This window comes from Bradyrhizobium sp. USDA 4369 (assembly GCF_054056435.1).
The window spans coordinates 8,100,844-8,115,770 of record NZ_JBSRYH010000001.1 but is presented as its reverse complement, the minus strand read 5'-3'; the positions used below and the strand labels follow the sequence as shown (position 1 = coordinate 8,115,770).

General features: G+C 65.0%; 13 protein-coding genes. 9 read left to right on the top strand and 4 right to left on the bottom strand.

Translation table 11 applies throughout. The annotated features are described in order from the left end of the window. Positions 1-208: 208 nt before the first annotated feature. The 4 genes from ACVIJ6_RS36765 (at position 209) to ACVIJ6_RS36750 (ending at position 5,579) form a co-directional block, all read left to right on the top strand. Positions 209-970 (top strand): SDR family NAD(P)-dependent oxidoreductase, encoded by a 762-nt coding sequence (locus ACVIJ6_RS36765; protein ID WP_456776762.1) that lies wholly within the window; start codon positions 209-211, stop codon positions 968-970. A gap of 36 nt (positions 971-1,006) precedes the next feature. Further along, positions 1,007-1,843 (top strand): enoyl-CoA hydratase family protein, encoded by an 837-nt coding sequence (locus ACVIJ6_RS36760; protein ID WP_456776761.1) that lies wholly within the window; start codon positions 1,007-1,009, stop codon positions 1,841-1,843. Positions 1,844-1,928: 85 nt separating this feature from the next. After that, positions 1,929-4,277: a bifunctional salicylyl-CoA 5-hydroxylase/oxidoreductase gene (locus ACVIJ6_RS36755; RefSeq protein ID WP_456776760.1), complete on the top strand. Its 2,349-nt coding sequence runs from the start codon at positions 1,929-1,931 to the stop codon at positions 4,275-4,277. Between the two features lie 54 nt (positions 4,278-4,331). Further along, positions 4,332-5,579, top strand: coding sequence for a flavin-dependent oxidoreductase (locus ACVIJ6_RS36750; protein ID WP_456776759.1), 1,248 nt, complete (start codon positions 4,332-4,334; stop codon positions 5,577-5,579). Between the two features lie 115 nt (positions 5,580-5,694). Here ACVIJ6_RS36750 and ACVIJ6_RS36745 read toward each other — a convergent pair whose 3' ends face one another. Together ACVIJ6_RS36745 and ACVIJ6_RS36740 are read right to left on the bottom strand one after the other, a co-directional pair. Next, entirely contained in the window at positions 5,695-6,153 is a 459-nt protein-coding gene (locus ACVIJ6_RS36745) for a cupin domain-containing protein (RefSeq protein ID WP_172111799.1), read from the bottom strand. 20 nt (positions 6,154-6,173) lie between these two features. Further along, positions 6,174-7,346, bottom strand: coding sequence for an ABC transporter substrate-binding protein (locus tag ACVIJ6_RS36740; RefSeq protein WP_456776758.1), 1,173 nt, complete (start codon positions 7,344-7,346; stop codon positions 6,174-6,176). Positions 7,347-7,639: 293 nt separating this feature from the next. On the opposite strand from ACVIJ6_RS36740, the gene ACVIJ6_RS36735 reads away from it, so the two are divergent. The 4 genes from ACVIJ6_RS36735 to ACVIJ6_RS36720 all read left to right on the top strand — a co-directional run bounded on the left by ACVIJ6_RS36735 (position 7,640) and on the right by ACVIJ6_RS36720 (position 11,452). Next, the gene (locus ACVIJ6_RS36735; RefSeq protein ID WP_456776757.1) at positions 7,640-8,134 is read left to right on the top strand and encodes a MarR family winged helix-turn-helix transcriptional regulator; all 495 of its coding nucleotides are present in this window, start codon (positions 7,640-7,642) and stop codon (positions 8,132-8,134) included. Between the two features lie 177 nt (positions 8,135-8,311). Continuing rightward, a complete protein-coding gene (locus tag ACVIJ6_RS36730) occupies positions 8,312-10,015 on the top strand; it encodes a benzoate-CoA ligase family protein (RefSeq protein WP_456776756.1) in 1,704 nt (567 codons plus the stop codon). Positions 10,016-10,036: 21 nt separating this feature from the next. Next, positions 10,037-10,483, top strand: a complete 447-nt coding sequence (locus ACVIJ6_RS36725) for a RidA family protein (RefSeq protein WP_456776755.1) — start codon at positions 10,037-10,039, stop codon at positions 10,481-10,483. Between the two features lie 693 nt (positions 10,484-11,176). Beyond that, on the top strand, positions 11,177-11,452 hold the full coding sequence (locus ACVIJ6_RS36720; protein ID WP_456776754.1) for a hypothetical protein: 276 nt from the start codon (positions 11,177-11,179) through the stop codon (positions 11,450-11,452). 411 nt (positions 11,453-11,863) lie between these two features. Here the strand turns inward: ACVIJ6_RS36720 and ACVIJ6_RS36715 are convergent, their stop codons facing one another. Beyond that, positions 11,864-13,240 carry a vWA domain-containing protein gene (locus tag ACVIJ6_RS36715; RefSeq protein ID WP_456776753.1) on the bottom strand — a complete coding sequence of 459 codons (1,377 nt, stop codon included), beginning with the start codon at positions 13,238-13,240 and terminating at the stop codon, positions 11,864-11,866. A gap of 5 nt (positions 13,241-13,245) precedes the next feature. Further along, positions 13,246-14,205, bottom strand: coding sequence for an AAA family ATPase (locus tag ACVIJ6_RS36710; RefSeq protein WP_456776752.1), 960 nt, complete (start codon positions 14,203-14,205; stop codon positions 13,246-13,248). A 273-nt stretch (positions 14,206-14,478) separates the two neighbouring features. Here ACVIJ6_RS36710 and ACVIJ6_RS36705 point away from each other — a divergent pair, with 273 nt between their 5' ends. Beyond that, positions 14,479-14,892: a TspO/MBR family protein gene (locus tag ACVIJ6_RS36705; RefSeq protein WP_456777170.1), complete on the top strand. Its 414-nt coding sequence runs from the start codon at positions 14,479-14,481 to the stop codon at positions 14,890-14,892. Positions 14,893-14,927: the final 35 nt, after the last annotated feature.

Genomic DNA, 14,927 nt, shown 5'->3' with positions numbered 1-14,927 from the left:
GGCAGAACCCTCGTCTTAGAACCCGCGACAAGCACGCGGGGGCATGGGAAAGTGCGCGCCGATCGGCAGAGCTGTTCTTAGCAGACGCAGGAACGCTAGCCGGGGAGGCAAGGGAGTCAAGCCGCATCAGGCGCGTTGTTGCAAAAATTTGAAGGTTAAAATAAATTGCGGGGTGAGGCCTGCCAATGAAATCGGAGGAGACGCGCGCATGTCCGGACTTCCCCACGCCGCACATGCCATTGTGACGGGCGGTGGACGCGGCATTGGCCGCGAGATCGCGCGGGCGCTCAGGCAGGCCGGCGCAATTGTCACGATCGTCGGCCGCAACGGCGCGACTCTCGATGAAGCGGTCGCGGCTGGATGTGCAGATCACACAGCGGTCGCCGACGTGGCCGATCAGGCTGCGCTGAGTGCAGCGGTTGCCGTGGCTGCGGCACGTCAGCCGATTGACATCCTCGTTGCCAATGCGGGCAGCGCAGAATCGGCGCCGTTCCTGAAGTCGGACGCCGCGTTGTTCCGTCGCATGATGGACATCAACTTCATGGGCGTCGTGCATGCCGCGCAGGCGGTGCTGCCTGCCATGAAGAGCAGGCCCTACGGCCGCATCGTCGCAGTGGCGTCCACGGCAGGCTTGAAGGGATATCCTTATGTCAGCGCCTACACCGCGGCCAAGCACGCGGTGGTCGGTCTCACGCGCTCGCTGGCGCTGGAGTTGGCTGCCACGCGCGTCACGGTGAACGCCGTCTGTCCTGGTTTCACCGACACGGATCTCGTCGCGGATAGCGTCGACAACATCATGAAGAAGACCGGCCGCAGCCGCGAGCAGGCGATCGCTGAGCTCGCCAAGCATAATCCGCAAGGGCGGCTTATCATGCCGCAGGAAGTCGCCGACGCCGTCGTGTGGCTGTGCGGTGCCGGCGCGGGCGCCATCACAGGGCAGGCGATCGCGGTCGCAGGCGGCGAAGTCTGATCGGCAACACCCGACGATAACAGGAAGGAAACAATCATGTCGAAACCGGCCAATCCCGTCACCCTGCCGTTGGCGGACTACCAGCCCCATCATTTCCTGCTGGCGGTGAAGGACCGTGTCGCGACGGTCACTTTGAACCGGCCGGAGCGCAAGAATCCGCTGACATTCGACAGCTATCGTGAGTTGACCGACTTCTTCCGCGCCTGCGCTTTCGATGACGACGTCAAGGCGGTGGTCGTCACCGGAGCAGGCGGCAATTTCTCCTCCGGCGGCGACGTGTTCGAGATCATCGGCCCGCTGGTGAAGATGGATACTAAAGGCCTGACGGCCTTCACCCGGATGACCGGCGATCTCGTCAAGGCGATGCGCGCCTGTCCGCAGCCTGTCCTCGCCGCCGTCGAGGGCATCTGCGCCGGCGCCGGGGCGATCGTCGCGATGGCCTCCGATATCCGGCTCGCCGCGACCGGCGCCAAGGTGGCGTTCCTGTTCAACAAGGTCGGTCTCGCCGGCTGCGACATGGGCGCGTGCGCGATCCTGCCGCGCATTATCGGACAGTCCCGGGCCTCGGAGCTGCTTTATACCGGCCGCTTCATGAGCGCTGACGAGGGCGAGCGCTGGGGCTTCTTCAGTCGGATCGTCGCGCCGAGCGAGGTGCTGGCACAGGCCGTGGCGCTGGCCACGGAGATCGCGAACGGCCCGACCTTCGCCAACACGATGACCAAGCGCATGCTGGCGATGGAATGGGCGATGTCGGTGGAGGAGGCGATCGAGGCCGAGGCAGTTGCCCAGGCCTTGTGCATGACAACAGAGGATTTCACTCGCGCTTTCGAAGCTTTCGCCGCCAAATCCAAGCCGGTGTTTCAGGGGAATTGACCGGGCAAGGAACCGGAGGGGCTTGCCAGGATATATTTTAGGGTTAAAATAATTTCATTGGCTCGGCTCTCGTGCGGAGGCGTTCATGAAGATCGCGATCATCGGTGGCGGACCCGCGGGTCTCTATGCGGCAATCTTGCTCAAGAAGCAGCGGCCGAGCGCCGACATCGCGGTCTACGAACGCAACCGCCCCGATGATACGTTCGGCTTCGGCGTGGTGTTCTCCGACGCCACGCTCGATAATTTCGAGAAATACGACCTGCCTAGCTATCAGCGCATCACCCAGGAGTTCGCCTATTGGGACGATATCGCGGTGCACTTCCGCGGCACGGTGCACCGGGTCGGGGGCAACGGGTTCTGCGGTTGCTCGCGCCGCACGCTGCTGATGATCCTGCAGGAACGGGCTCGTGAGCTCGGCGTCACCCTGCAATTCGAGGTCGACATCGACAACGAGGCGCTGTTTGCGGGGGCCGATCTGATTCTGCTCTCCGACGGCATCAACAGCCGCTTTCGCGAGAAGCACGTCGACCATTTCCAGCCCGAGGTCGACTTGCGGGCCAACAAATTCGCCTGGATGGGATCGACCAAGCCGCTCGACGCCTTCACCTTCATCTTCCAGGAGACCGAATGGGGGCCGTTCATCGCGCATGCCTATCAGTATGAGGCGGGGCATTCGACCTGGATTTTCGAGACGGATCCGGCGACGTTCGAGCGGGCCGGCCTCACCGGCTTGGACGAGCGGCAATCCGCGGATCGCATGAAGGAGATCTTCGGCTGGTTCCTCGGCGATCATCCGCTGCTGATCAACCGCTCGATGTGGCGAAACTTCCCGATGATCCGCAACAAGCGCTGGGTCAAGGACAACATGGTCCTGCTCGGCGATGCCAAGTCGACGGCACACTTCTCGATCGGCTCGGGGACCAAGCTTGCGATGGAGGACGCGATCGCGCTCGCCGATGCGATGGCACGCGCGCCCAGCATCGCTGCCGCGCTCGAGCTTTACGAGAATGGCCGTCGCGAGGAAGTCGAGAAGATCCAGCACGCCGCGGACGTCTCGCTGGTGTGGTTCGAGCATGTCGATCGCTTCTGGGACTTCGATCCGGTGCAGTTCGCGTTTGGCGTGATGACGCGCTCGAAGGCCATCACCTACGACAATCTGACCCTGCGGGCGCCGGACTTCGTTGCCGAGGTCGACAAGGCCTTTGCGCGGCAGGTCCGTGCCAAGGGCTTTGACGTCGATGTCGACAAGCCGGTCGCGCCGATGTTCCAGCCGCTCAAGCTGCGCGAGATGACGGTGGCCAATCGCGCGGTGCTGTCGCCGATGTGCATGTACTCGGCCGAGGAGGGCATCCCCGGCGATTTTCACCTCGTGCATTACGGCTCGCGCGCGATCGGCGGCGCCGGCCTGCTGTTCACCGAGATGACCTGCGTCAGCCGCGATGCGCGTATCACGCCCGGCTGCGCCGGCCTGTGGAACGACGCGCAGGAGGCGGCCTGGACGCGCATCGTCGATTTCGTCCACGCCAACTCGCAAGCCAAGTTCGCGCTGCAGCTCGGCCATGCCGGCCGCAAGGGCGCGACCAAGCTGATGTGGGACGGCATGGACCGGCCGCTGGAGCAGGGCGGCTGGGACGTCGTGTCGGCGTCGCCCTTGCCCTATTTCCCCGATAGCCAGGTGCCGCGCCAGCTCGACCGCGCGTCGATGGATGCCATCAAGGCCGACTTTGTCGCCGCGGCCGAGCGTGGCCATCGTTGCGGCTTCGACATGCTCGAACTGCACTGCGCCCACGGCTATCTGCTGGCGAGCTTCATCTCGCCGCTGACCAACAAGCGCACCGATGCCTATGGCGGCTCGCTGGAGAACCGCTTGCGCTTTCCGCTGGAGGTGTTCGCGGCGATGCGCGCGGCGTGGCCGGCGCACAAGCCGATGTCGGTGCGCATCTCCGCCACCGACTGGGCCGACGGCGGGATCACCGGCGACGACGCGGTGCTGATCGCTCGCGCGTTCGGCGAGGCAGGCGTCGATCTCGTCGACGTTTCGACCGGCCAGACCGTGCGCGAGGCGAAGCCGATCTACGGCCGCATGTTCCAGACGCCGTTCTCCGATCAGGTCCGCAACGAGGCGCATGTCGCGACTATGTGCGTCGGCAACATCACCTCGGCCGACCAGGTCAACACCATCCTTGCCGCCGGCCGCGCCGATCTCGTCGCGCTCGGCCGCCCGCATCTGGTCGATCCCGCCTTCACGATGAAGGCCGCCGCCTGGTATGGCGCTGACATGTTCTGCCCGCCGCAATATCTGCCGGGAAAAGAGCAGATCTTCCGCAACAGCGTGCGGGACCGGCTGGATTTCGAGGAGCTGAAGATTAAGGCTAAGCCGAAAACGCGGGCGGAGCTGAGGGCCGAGGCTGCGAAGCCGCTTGCGGCGGAGTAAGCCTCCATGCGACGCTGCTGCCCTATGCGTTCGGCGCGAGTGGAGTAGAGGGCGATGAAGGCGATCATCGTTGGCGGCGGTATCGGTGGACTGACCACGGCCTTGATGCTGCGGGCGCGCGGCATCGACTGCGAGCTGTTCGAGCAGGCGGATGCGATCCGCGAGCTCGGCGTGGGCATCAACACCCTGCCGCATGCCATCCGCGAGCTGGCCCAGCTCGGGCTGCTCGACCGGCTCGATGAGGTCGCGATCCGGACCTACGAGCTGTTCTATCTGACCCGGCGGGGCCAGGAGGTCTGGCACGAGACCCGCGGCGTCGAGGCCGGCCATGACGTGCCGCAATTCTCGATCCATCGCGGTCGGCTGCAGAGCGTGATCCATCAGGCGGTGATGCAGCGGCTCGGGCCGGACAAGGTCCACACCGGCTGCCGGCTCGGCGCCTTCATCCAGGACGAGGGCGGGGTGACCGCCTATTTCTTCGACCGCAGCGGCGCCCATGTTCACACCGTCCGTGGCGACGTGCTGATCGGCGCCGACGGCATTCATTCCAAGGTCCGGCAGACGCTGTTCCCCAACGAGGGGGCGCCGTGCTGGAACGGCCTGATGCTGTGGCGCGGCGCCACCGACTGGCCGGTGTTCCTGACCGGCCGGTCGATGATCATTGCCGGCGGCCTCAACGCGAAGGCGGTGATCTATCCGATTGCCGAGGGCTCGAGCCACGCGACCCGCCTCACCAACTGGGCCGTGCTGGTGCGCATCGGCGATGCCAATACCACCCCGCCGCGGCGGGAGGATTGGTCGCGGCTCGGCAAGGCCGACGAACTGATGCCGCATGTCAACGGCTTCTCCATTCCCCAGGTCGACTTCGCCGCGATGGTGCGGGCGACGCCGGAGTTCTGGGAATACCCATGCTGCGACCGTGACCCGCTGCCCTATTGGTCGAGCGGCCGCGTCACGCTGCTGGGCGACGCTGCCCACCCGATGTATCCGGTCGGCTCCAACGGCGCCTCGCAGGCCATTCTCGATGCCCGCGCGCTCGCCGATGCCTTGGCCCGCTCCGAACATCCGCGCCAGGCGCTGATGGCCTATGAGCAGAAGCGGCTGCCGATGACCGCCGACATCGTGGCGTCCAACCGCCGTGGCGGGCCGGAAGGCGTCATCGACGCGGTCGAGCAGCTCGCGCCGCAGGGCTTCACCGACATCAACACCATCCTCAACTACGAGGCTCGCGAAGCCATCGTGCGCGGTTATGCCAACCGGGCCGGCTTTGCCGCGCGGATGGTGACGCGGCAGGCCTCGTAGCCGAGCCCATATACAACACCGTCGTTGGGGCTGCCCCTCACCCCGCCCCTCACCCCGTAAGGACGGGGAGAGGGAGTGCACCGCATGCCGCGCGATAGCCAAGTTCTCAGCCGAACTACGCTCCCGGAGGCGGCGGCAGGAAGTGGATGTTGTGCTCGGCGGCGAGCTTGACCACATCGTCCGGGTTCTGCTCGCGCATGTTGTGGATCGCCCAGAACAGCTCGTAGAGCCGCCGCGTCGGCGATACCCAGAACAGCGTCTTCGCGGTCTGCTGCGACTTGTTGAAGATGCCGTGCGGCTTGCCCATCGGCAGCCGCACCGTGTCGCCGGCAGTCGCATATTCCTCAGCGCCGTCGAGGAAGAAATCGAGCCGGCCCTCCAGGATATAGAGGTACTCATCCTGGTCGGGATGGATGTGCGGCGGCACGAAGGTGCCGACCGGGAAGGTTGCGTGCCAGGAGAAGCTGTGCTCGGTGCGATTCTTCGGCACATAGACCTGGCCAAGGATGTTCCAGGAGATGCCCTGGATGCCCTCATTGGCGCGGGTAATGCCGGCGATTTCAGGATGACTCATGGTGGTTTCGCTCCCTGTTGTTACTTGGCCACGCAGTCCTTGGCGTAGCGGTCGGCGTAGTTCTCGAACACCTTCTGCACGATCTCGGTCTGGAACTTGCCGTCCGGACGCTTGGCGACCTTGGTCAGATAGAAGTCCTGGATCGGATAGCCATTGGTGTTGAACTTGAAGTTGCCGCGCAGCGAGGTGAAATCGGCCTTCTTCAGTGCTGACGCCACCGCGTCCTTGTTGGCGAGATCGCCGCCGACCGCCTTCACGGCGCTCTCGATCAGCAGCGCCGCATCATAGGCCTGCATTGCGTAGGTCCCCGGCACGCCGTTGTAGGCGGCTTCATAGCCGGCGACGAACTTCTTGCTCTGCGGATTGTCGAGATTGGGGGCCCAGTCGGCGCCGCCGAACATGCCCACTGCCGCATCCTGCTGCGCTGGCAGCGTGGATTCGTCGACCGTAAAGGCCGACAGCACCGGAATGGTGTCCGCAAGGCCAGCCTGCTTGAACTGCTTGACCAGGTTCACGCCCATGCCGCCCGGCATGAAGGTGAAGACCGCGTCCGGCTTCTGCGAGGAGATCTTGGAGAGCTCGGGCTGGAAGTCGAGCGTGTTGAGCGGAACATAGGATTCCTCGACGATCTCGCCCTTGTAGTCGAGCTTGAACCCGGCGACGGAATCGCGCCCGGCCTGATAGTTCGGCACCAGCAGATACATCCGCTTGTAGCCGCGGTCCTGCGCGACCTTGCCGAGGATCGCATGGACCTGGTCGTTCTGATACGACGTGACGTAGAAGAACGGGCTGCACTCCTTGCCGGCATAGGAGGAGGGGCCGGCATTCGGGCTGATCAGGAAGGTCTTGTTCTCGGTGACCGGACGGTGGATTGCCTGGAGCATGTTGGAGAAGATCGGGCCGACGATGAAGTCGACCTTGTCGCGCTCGAGCAGGCCCTTGACCTTGGTGATCGCGGCGTCCGGCTTGAGCTCGTCGTCGGCGACGATCACCTCGACGTCCTTGCCGCCCATCTTGCCGCCGAGGTCCTTGATCGCGAGATTGAAGCCGTCGCGGACTTGGCCGCCAAGCGCGGCAGCCGGCCCGGACAGAGTGACGATGACGCCGATCTTGATCTTGTCGGCGGCCAGCGCCGGCTGCGCCAACAGGCTCGCGGCCAGGCCCAGCCCCGCCAGCTTCGAACTCACTTTCATGACAACTCCCCCGGATTCTGAAATTCAGGACGATGCGTTGTGCACCTGACCAGACGGCAAGTCCGGCTCAAGCCTAGTCTGATGCCGCCCCTGGCCGCAAGCGAGCTGCTCGTGCCGCAGGGCGGTTCAGGCGCGCATGCAAGCGCCGCGCCAATTGCTTGAAGGTTAAAGGAATTGTTGTGCCTCGGTCGGTGCCGTGGTGATGGTACGTTTTTCCTTGCTCCGGGAAGGCCCGAAAGGTCAAACTCCGAGGTCTCGCCCGTTCGGGCTGAACGTCCGCATGTGATTCCATCATGACTCTTGATTCCGAGACCAAGGCCGTCGAGCTGCCAGAGGACCATGCCGAGGAGTTGCGGCTGTGGCTGCGGCTCCTCACCTGCACCACGCTGATCGAGGGTGAGATCCGCACCCGGCTGCGCGAGCGGTTCGACGTCACGCTGCCGCGGTTCGACCTGATGGCTCAGCTCGACAAGGCCCCTGACGGCATGACCTTGTCGGACGTCTCCAAGCGCATGATGGTGTCGAATGGCAATGTCACCGGGCTGGTCGAGCGCCTGGTCGATTCCGGTCATCTCGATCGCCGGACCTCCGAGACCGACCGGCGTGTCCAGGTGATCCGCCTGACCAAGCTCGGCCGCGCCGAGTTTCGCAAGATGGCGGCCGAGCATGAAACCTGGATTGCCGATCTGTTCAGCGAGTTGACGCCCAAGGATGTGCGTGAGCTGATGCGGCTGCTCGCCAAGACCAAGGGATCGGCGCAAAGGGCCGTGCAGCGCCGGCAGAGTTAAGGCTCCGGCAGCGCGGTTGCCTGGCAGCGCCGCCGCGCCGGGCGGCAAACGCTCAAACAATTTGCGGGCAGTGCACAATCTTCAACTCTCCTCCGCTCTTGCGTCCAGATGTTTTAAGTCTAAAATGTTTAGGACTGAAACGTGCCGGGTGTCCTTTCCTTCAGACAGGAGCGTGAGATGGCCACTGCCGCCAGTGCTCAGATCCACGACGAGGCTCAACTTCCGGACGGAACGAAGGCGCATAGCGCCCACGTCGACACGTTCGCGCAGGACCATCTGCCGCCGCGCGAGCTGTGGCCCGACTTCGTGTTCAGCCGGCCGGAATACCAGTATCCGTCGCGCCTGAACTGCGTGACCCATTTCGTTGACCGCTGGGTCGACGAGGGGCGAGGCGACTCGCCATGCATCATCAGCACGGAGGTGAGCTACACTTATCGCGAGCTTCAGGCGCTGGTGAACAGGATCGCCAATGTGCTCGTCGGCAAGCTGGGCCTCGTGCCCGGCGGCCGAGTGCTGCTGCGCTCCGCCAACAATCCGATGATGGTGGCGACCTATCTCGCCGTCATCAAGGCGGGTGGGATCGTCGTCGCCACCATGCCCCTGCTGCGCGCGAAAGAGCTGTCCTATCCGATCCAGAAGGCGCAGATCGCGCTGGCGCTTTGCGACGGCAAGCTGTCGGACGAGATGGAAAAGACCCGCGCGGTCGCGCCCGCGCTGCAAAAGGTGGTGTATTGGGGCAGCGGCCAGCCCGATGGCTTGGAGGCATTGATCGCGGATGCGAGCCCCGAGTTCACGGCGGTCGATACGGCCTCCGACGATCTCTGCCTGATCGCCTTCACCTCGGGGACGACCGGTGATCCCAAGGGCACCATGCACTTCCACCGCGACATGCTCGCGGTGTGCGATGGGTACGCCCGCAACGTGCTGCGTGCGAACCAGAGCGACCGCTTCATCGGTACGGCGCCGCTGGCCTTCACTTTCGGCTTCGGCGGCGTGCTGTTTCCGATGCATATCGGCGCATCCTATGTGGTGCTCGAAAAGACCTCGCCGGACGATCTCCTCGCCGCCATCGAGCGCTACAAGGCCACGATCTGCTTCACCGCGCCCACGGCCTATCGGGCCATGCTCGCCAAGCTTGGAGGGCGCGATATCTCCTCGCTGCGCAAATGCGTCTCGGCCGGTGAGACGCTGCCAAAGCCGACCTTCGACGCCTGGCTCAAGGCGACCGGCCTGAAGCTGATGGATGGCATCGGCTCGACCGAGATGCTGCACATCTTCATCAGCGCCGTCGAGGACGAGATCCGGCCCGGTGCCACCGGCAAGCCGGTGCCGGGCTATGAGGCGAAGATCGTCGATGACGAGGGCCGCGACGTGCCGCCGGGGACGATGGGACGCCTCGCGGTGCGCGGACCAACCGGCTGCCGCTATCTCGCCGACGAGCGCCAGCGCAAATACGTCCAGAACGGCTGGAACGTCACCGGCGACACCTATGTCATGGATGACGACGGCTACTTCTGGTACCAGTCGCGGTCGGATGACATGATCGTCTCCTCCGGCTACAACATCGCCGGCACGGACGTCGAGGCGGCGCTGCTGACCCACCCGTCGGTGGCCGAATGTGGCGTGGTCGGCGCGCCGGACGAGGCCCGCGGCATGATCGTGAAAGCCTATGTGGTGCTGGCGCCGGGCGCGGCGGGCACCCCCGCGCTGGTGACCGAGCTTCAGGAGCATGTGAAACGCGAGATCGCGCCCTACAAATATCCGCGGGCGATCGACTTCGTGACGCAGTTGCCGAAGACCGAGACCGGCAAGCTCAAGCGGTTTGCTTTGCGGCAGATTGCGCAGGCCGCAGCCTCGCCGTCGTCCGGCACTGCCGCGTAGAATAGACAAGGAGAGACGTTTGTGAGCACGACCAAAGCGCCCATCGCGGCCGTGGCGAGGCAGGACGAGAGCGAAGGCCTGCGCGTGCTGCAGCCGAGCGGCTGGCCAATGCCGAAAGGCTACGCCAACGGCATCAGCGCCGAGGGCCGGATCGTGGTCACGGGCGGCGTGATCGGCTGGGACGAACACGAGAAGCTAGCTGACGGCTTCCTGGCGCAGGTACGCCAGACGCTGCAGAACATCGCAGCCATCCTGGCCGAGGGCCAGGCACGGCCTGAGCATCTGGTGCGGCTGACCTGGTACGTGGTCGACATGGACGAGTATCTCGGCAATCTGAAGGAACTCGGCAGGATCTATCGCGAGATCTTCGGCAGCCACTATCCGGCGATGGCGCTTGTGCAGGTGGTGCGACTGGTCGAGAAGGCGGCGCGGGTCGAGATCGAGGCCACCGCGGTGGTGCCGCGCTGAGCGTGGGGTCCGAAGGCGCAGGCCGACTGAGATCAGAACATGTGACATCGCGTTCTCGCGGCGCCGCTGCGTCCGAGCCTTGCTGATCGATGACCCCCGGTGAAATCGAGGGCGCAGGAAAGGCCGGGTGTCCACCACACCCGCGGCCCCCGTGCGATGAAAAATGCACGGGGCAGGAACCACAGGTGGGCCGAACATTCCGGCCTTCCCTGCGCGATGGTCTGACGGCTTATACGTGGTCTCCCTGGTGCGCCGGGCTTGTTGGCCACCATTGCGCGCGCCATGCGCCTGCATGGCTGCGCGCGTGACACCAGCATCGGGGTGTCAGGACATCACGACTTCACCGTACGCCACAGCACCACTCGTCCGCGCAACAAGCGCATGATGCAATGGCGTCCACCGCAGCCTGCCTCACGTCACGTGACGACGCGTACGCCCCTTTTCGTCGAGCCAGGTTGGGCGCAACCATCGTCGTGATTTGCCCGACGGTACAAGGCCTGATTGCTGCGACATGGTAACGCGACGGGCAATCACACAGGGATCACAGTTCTTGCGCCGTCCGCAATCACAGACCGCACAAATGTGGTCGGGGGGCGCGCTTGCTGCCGAACGAACGGCCCAGGATGGCCATGTGGCAGACACGAACCTGTTCGAGCGTGGCGGCGCAGTGGCGGATGAGAGCAGGGGGCCTAGGTGGACTGGAAACTATTTCTCACGACGGCGCTGGCGGCCGGCATCGGCGCTGCCGCCGGCGCATTCGCATTGGCGAGTGCCGGTGGCGGCGGCATCGAGCATCAGGCCGACGCCAAGATGCTGGAGATCGGCGTCGCCATCCTGCGCGAGCCGGCGCGGGTCGATGATGATCCGATGCGGTCATGGGCGGTGAAAGTGGTCGAGAAGAAGTCGGGCGTGAGCTTCACCGATCAGCAGCGAGCGGCGTTGTTGAAGCGGGCGGCGGGGGGACGGTAAACGAGCAGGCTCTGCTTGCATCGGGAAGTGAGATGTCGTCCCGGCGAACGCCGGGACCCATACCGCGTGATGATGCGAGGAATGTCACTGCCAGTTGCCTGTCACATTCGGGCCGGTGGCTATGGGTCCCCGCTTTCGCGGGGACGACCGTTGTGAGTGTGGCGCAGCGTGGTATGTCGCGCATGTCGCTGCGTGTAGGGTAGGCAAAAGCGCGCCCGCCTCGTTATGATTTCCCGCGCTGTCTGAGCGCGGCGTGCCCACCGTCCACGGATGTGGATCGCTGGTGGGCACTCCCTGCGGACTATACTGACCGCGTCATTGCGAGGAGCGCAGCGACGAAGCAATCCAGAATTTTTGCTTCAGCCCTGGATTGTTTCGCTGCGCTCGCAATGACGGGGTGAGAGCGGGGGCTTACTGATAGGCCGAGACGATGTCGCTGACGGCGCGCTCGAGTTGTTGCGCGGTGGCGCAGGGGCGGACGACGTTGCAGAAGGTCTGGTAGCGCGGCATTTCGGAGTCGCCCCAGCCCCAGGTCATGCGGCCCTCGGGATTGAGCCAGACCACGCGCTTGGCGCGTTCGGCGATGGCTTTCAGGATGTCGGCGCGCGGGTCGAGCTTGTTGCTGCGGGCGTCGCCGAGCACGATCACGGTGGTCTGCGGGGTCACCGAGGCCATGAACTGTTTCTCGAAATCCACCAGCGAAGAGCCATAGTCGGACGAGCCGAAGCCGACCTTGTGCATGATCTCGGCCATTGCCTCCTCGGCGGATTTCTGCTCCAGGATCTCGCTGACCTCGATCAGATGGCCGGAGAAGGCAAAGGAGCGGACGTCGCTGACGACGTCGTGCAGGCTGTGGATCAAGAGCAGGAAGAAGTCGGACACGCGAGCGACCGAGCCGGAGACGTCGCACAGCGCCACGATCTTCGGGCGATCGCGATGCCGGCGTTTCCACGCGGTGAGGAAGGGGACGCTGCCCCAGGCGGCGTTGCGGCGCAGCGTGCGGCGGACGTCGAGATGGCCGCGGCGCTGGCGCTTGCGCGGCTTGCTGTAGCGCTCGCGCAGCCGGCGGGCGATCTGCCGGATCAGCGCACGCATCTCGGCGACCTGGCGCGGCTCGATCCGCGACAGCTGCGCGTTGCGCAGGATCTCGTGACGCAGATTCTCGGTCTCCTCACGGCCGTACAGCGTCAGCGCCTGCGCGACCGCATCGCGCACGGTGTCGCGCAGGCCGTCGAGCGCGGCCTGCAGCCGCTCGGCCTGGGCCTGGTTGGTGTCGTTCAGCGCATCCAGATCGTCGCGCAGCCGCTGGATGCCCATCGTTTCCAGCATGCGGCTCGAGAACAAGCCGCGCTGGGTGAAATAGCGGATCTCGGACAGGCCGACGGCGCTGGAGGCGTTGGCGATGGCGGCCGAGATGTCGGCGCTGTTCTGCGCCAGCAGCATCTGGGCGAGAGGTCCGAGCTCGGCATTCGCTTCGTCTTGGACCGGCTGGTCTGATGGCTGCGCTGTCTGGGCCTCGCTGGACGCCGCGTCCTGCGGCGCCTCGTCGTCCTTGGCCTCGGGCTGCGCCGGGTCGATATGGGCGAAGAACAGGTCGAAGCAGGCGCCAAGCGCCTTCTTCTCGTCCTCGCTCTTGGCCAAGGTCAGCAGCAGGCTGTCACGCAGCACCGTGCGGTCGGACAGGCCGACGCTCGCGACCGCGCGCATGGCGTCGATGCTCTCGGCCGGCGAGACATGCACGCCGGCGCCGCGCGCCGCCCGGAAGAACCGATGCAGGTTCTCCTGCATGGCGCTTACCCGAAGATGTTCTGGCGCTGCGCCTTGGCGACGAAGGTCGTCACCTGCGGCAGCGCCACCTCAATGTCGGATTCGTATTTCAGCAGCACGTTGAGCGTGTCCTTCACCAGCTCATGGCCGAGCTCGGCCGCCTGCAACAGCACCAGCACGCGCGCCCAGTCGATTGTCTCGCTGACCGAGGGCTGCTTCTTCAGGTCGAGCGAGCGGATGTCATGGATGAAGGCCACGAGCTGCCGCCGCAAGGTCTGCGAGATGTCGGGCACGCGGCTCTCGACGATGCGCTCCTCCAGCCTCTGCTCGGGGAAGCCGATATGCAGATGCAGGCAGCGCCTTTTCAGCGCGTCGCCAAGATTGCGCTCGGAGTTGGAGGTGAGGATGACGGTCGGCGGCTTGGCCGCGGCGATGCTGCCGAGCTCGGGGATCGTGACCTGGAAGTCGGAGAGGATCTCCAGCAGCAGCGATTCGAACTCGGCGTCGGACTTGTCGATCTCGTCGATCAGCAGCACGCAGCCATTGGGCTCGAGCAGGGCCTGCAGCAGCGGCCGCGGCTCGACGAACTCCTTGGAGAAGAACACGTCGCCGAAATCATGCAGCTGGGCGAGCGCGGCATGCAGGGTCTGCGCGCCGCCCAGCACCTCGCCGAGCTTGTCCTTCAGGATCTGGGTGTAGAGCAGCTGCTTGGCGTATTTCCACTCGTACAGCGCCTTGGCCTCGTCGAGCCCCTCGTAGCATTGCAGCCGGATCATCTTCAGGCCGCGCCAGGCGGCGATCGCCTTGGCGAGCTCGGTCTTGCCGACGCCGGCCGGGCCTTCGACCAGGATCGGCTTGTCGATCGCCTGCGACAGGTAGACCGCGGTGGCGATCTGGCGGCTCGCGATATAGCCCTGCGCGGCGAGGCCGGCTTCGACGGCCGCGATCGAGGCGATGGCTGAAGAGGGAGCCGGGGAAGCAGCCACTGACGAAACTCCGTTCCTGGTCTCAGGACCCCGGCGCAGACGTGGTCGGCGTTCCGGTCCCTGGACGTAAGCGTCAGGCGAAAACCCTGACTTTTCCTCGCATTGTGTTATGTCCTGGCTACGCGCACCGGGCAGCCCTGTCCAGTGCGCGCGTGGGTGTCTCGGCCGCATGGCTGCCGATCGCCAGCGACGGGCCGAGACTCTCCTCCTGCAAATCACGCCGAGCGGAATATGAACCGATCCATCCTGCATCTCCTCGTCCTCCTGGCGCTCGTGGTCGGAGGCGGCTGGATCATCGGCGCCTCCAACCTGCCCGGAGCCTGGTACGGCTCGCTGAACAAGCCCTGGTTCACCCCACCGGGCTGGCTGTTTCCGATCGCCTGGACGGTGCTCTACATCATGATCGCGGTGGCGGGCTGGCGCACCTATGAGCGGGTGGTCAGCGGTGCCGTGATGCAGGTGTGGTGGGGCCAGCTGGTGTTGAACTTCGCCTGGTCGCCGGTGTTCTTCACGGCGCATCTGATGTGGCCGGCCTTCGTGATCATCGCCAGCATGTTCGTGCTGATCGTGACCTTCATCGTGATGCAATGGCGCGCGGATCGCATCGCGGCGCTGCTGTTCGTCCCCTACGCCTGCTGGGTCGGGTTCGCGTCGGTGCTGAATTTTGCGGTGAACGTGCTGAATTGAGATGGGGCGGCGTTGATGGGGCGGGGCTGGACACG

Coding starts and splice junctions, on each gene's coding strand:
- ACVIJ6_RS36765 (WP_456776762.1), top strand. CDS start 209: ATGTCCGGACTTCCCCACGCCGCACATGCCATTGTGACGGGCGGTGGA.
- ACVIJ6_RS36760 (WP_456776761.1), top strand. CDS start 1,007: ATGTCGAAACCGGCCAATCCCGTCACCCTGCCGTTGGCGGACTACCAG.
- ACVIJ6_RS36755 (WP_456776760.1), top strand. CDS start 1,929: ATGAAGATCGCGATCATCGGTGGCGGACCCGCGGGTCTCTATGCGGCA.
- ACVIJ6_RS36750 (WP_456776759.1), top strand. CDS start 4,332: ATGAAGGCGATCATCGTTGGCGGCGGTATCGGTGGACTGACCACGGCC.
- ACVIJ6_RS36745 (WP_172111799.1), bottom strand. CDS start 6,153: ATGAGTCATCCTGAAATCGCCGGCATTACCCGCGCCAATGAGGGCATC.
- ACVIJ6_RS36740 (WP_456776758.1), bottom strand. CDS start 7,346: ATGAAAGTGAGTTCGAAGCTGGCGGGGCTGGGCCTGGCCGCGAGCCTG.
- ACVIJ6_RS36735 (WP_456776757.1), top strand. CDS start 7,640: ATGACTCTTGATTCCGAGACCAAGGCCGTCGAGCTGCCAGAGGACCAT.
- ACVIJ6_RS36730 (WP_456776756.1), top strand. CDS start 8,312: ATGGCCACTGCCGCCAGTGCTCAGATCCACGACGAGGCTCAACTTCCG.
- ACVIJ6_RS36715 (WP_456776753.1), bottom strand. CDS start 13,240: ATGCAGGAGAACCTGCATCGGTTCTTCCGGGCGGCGCGCGGCGCCGGC.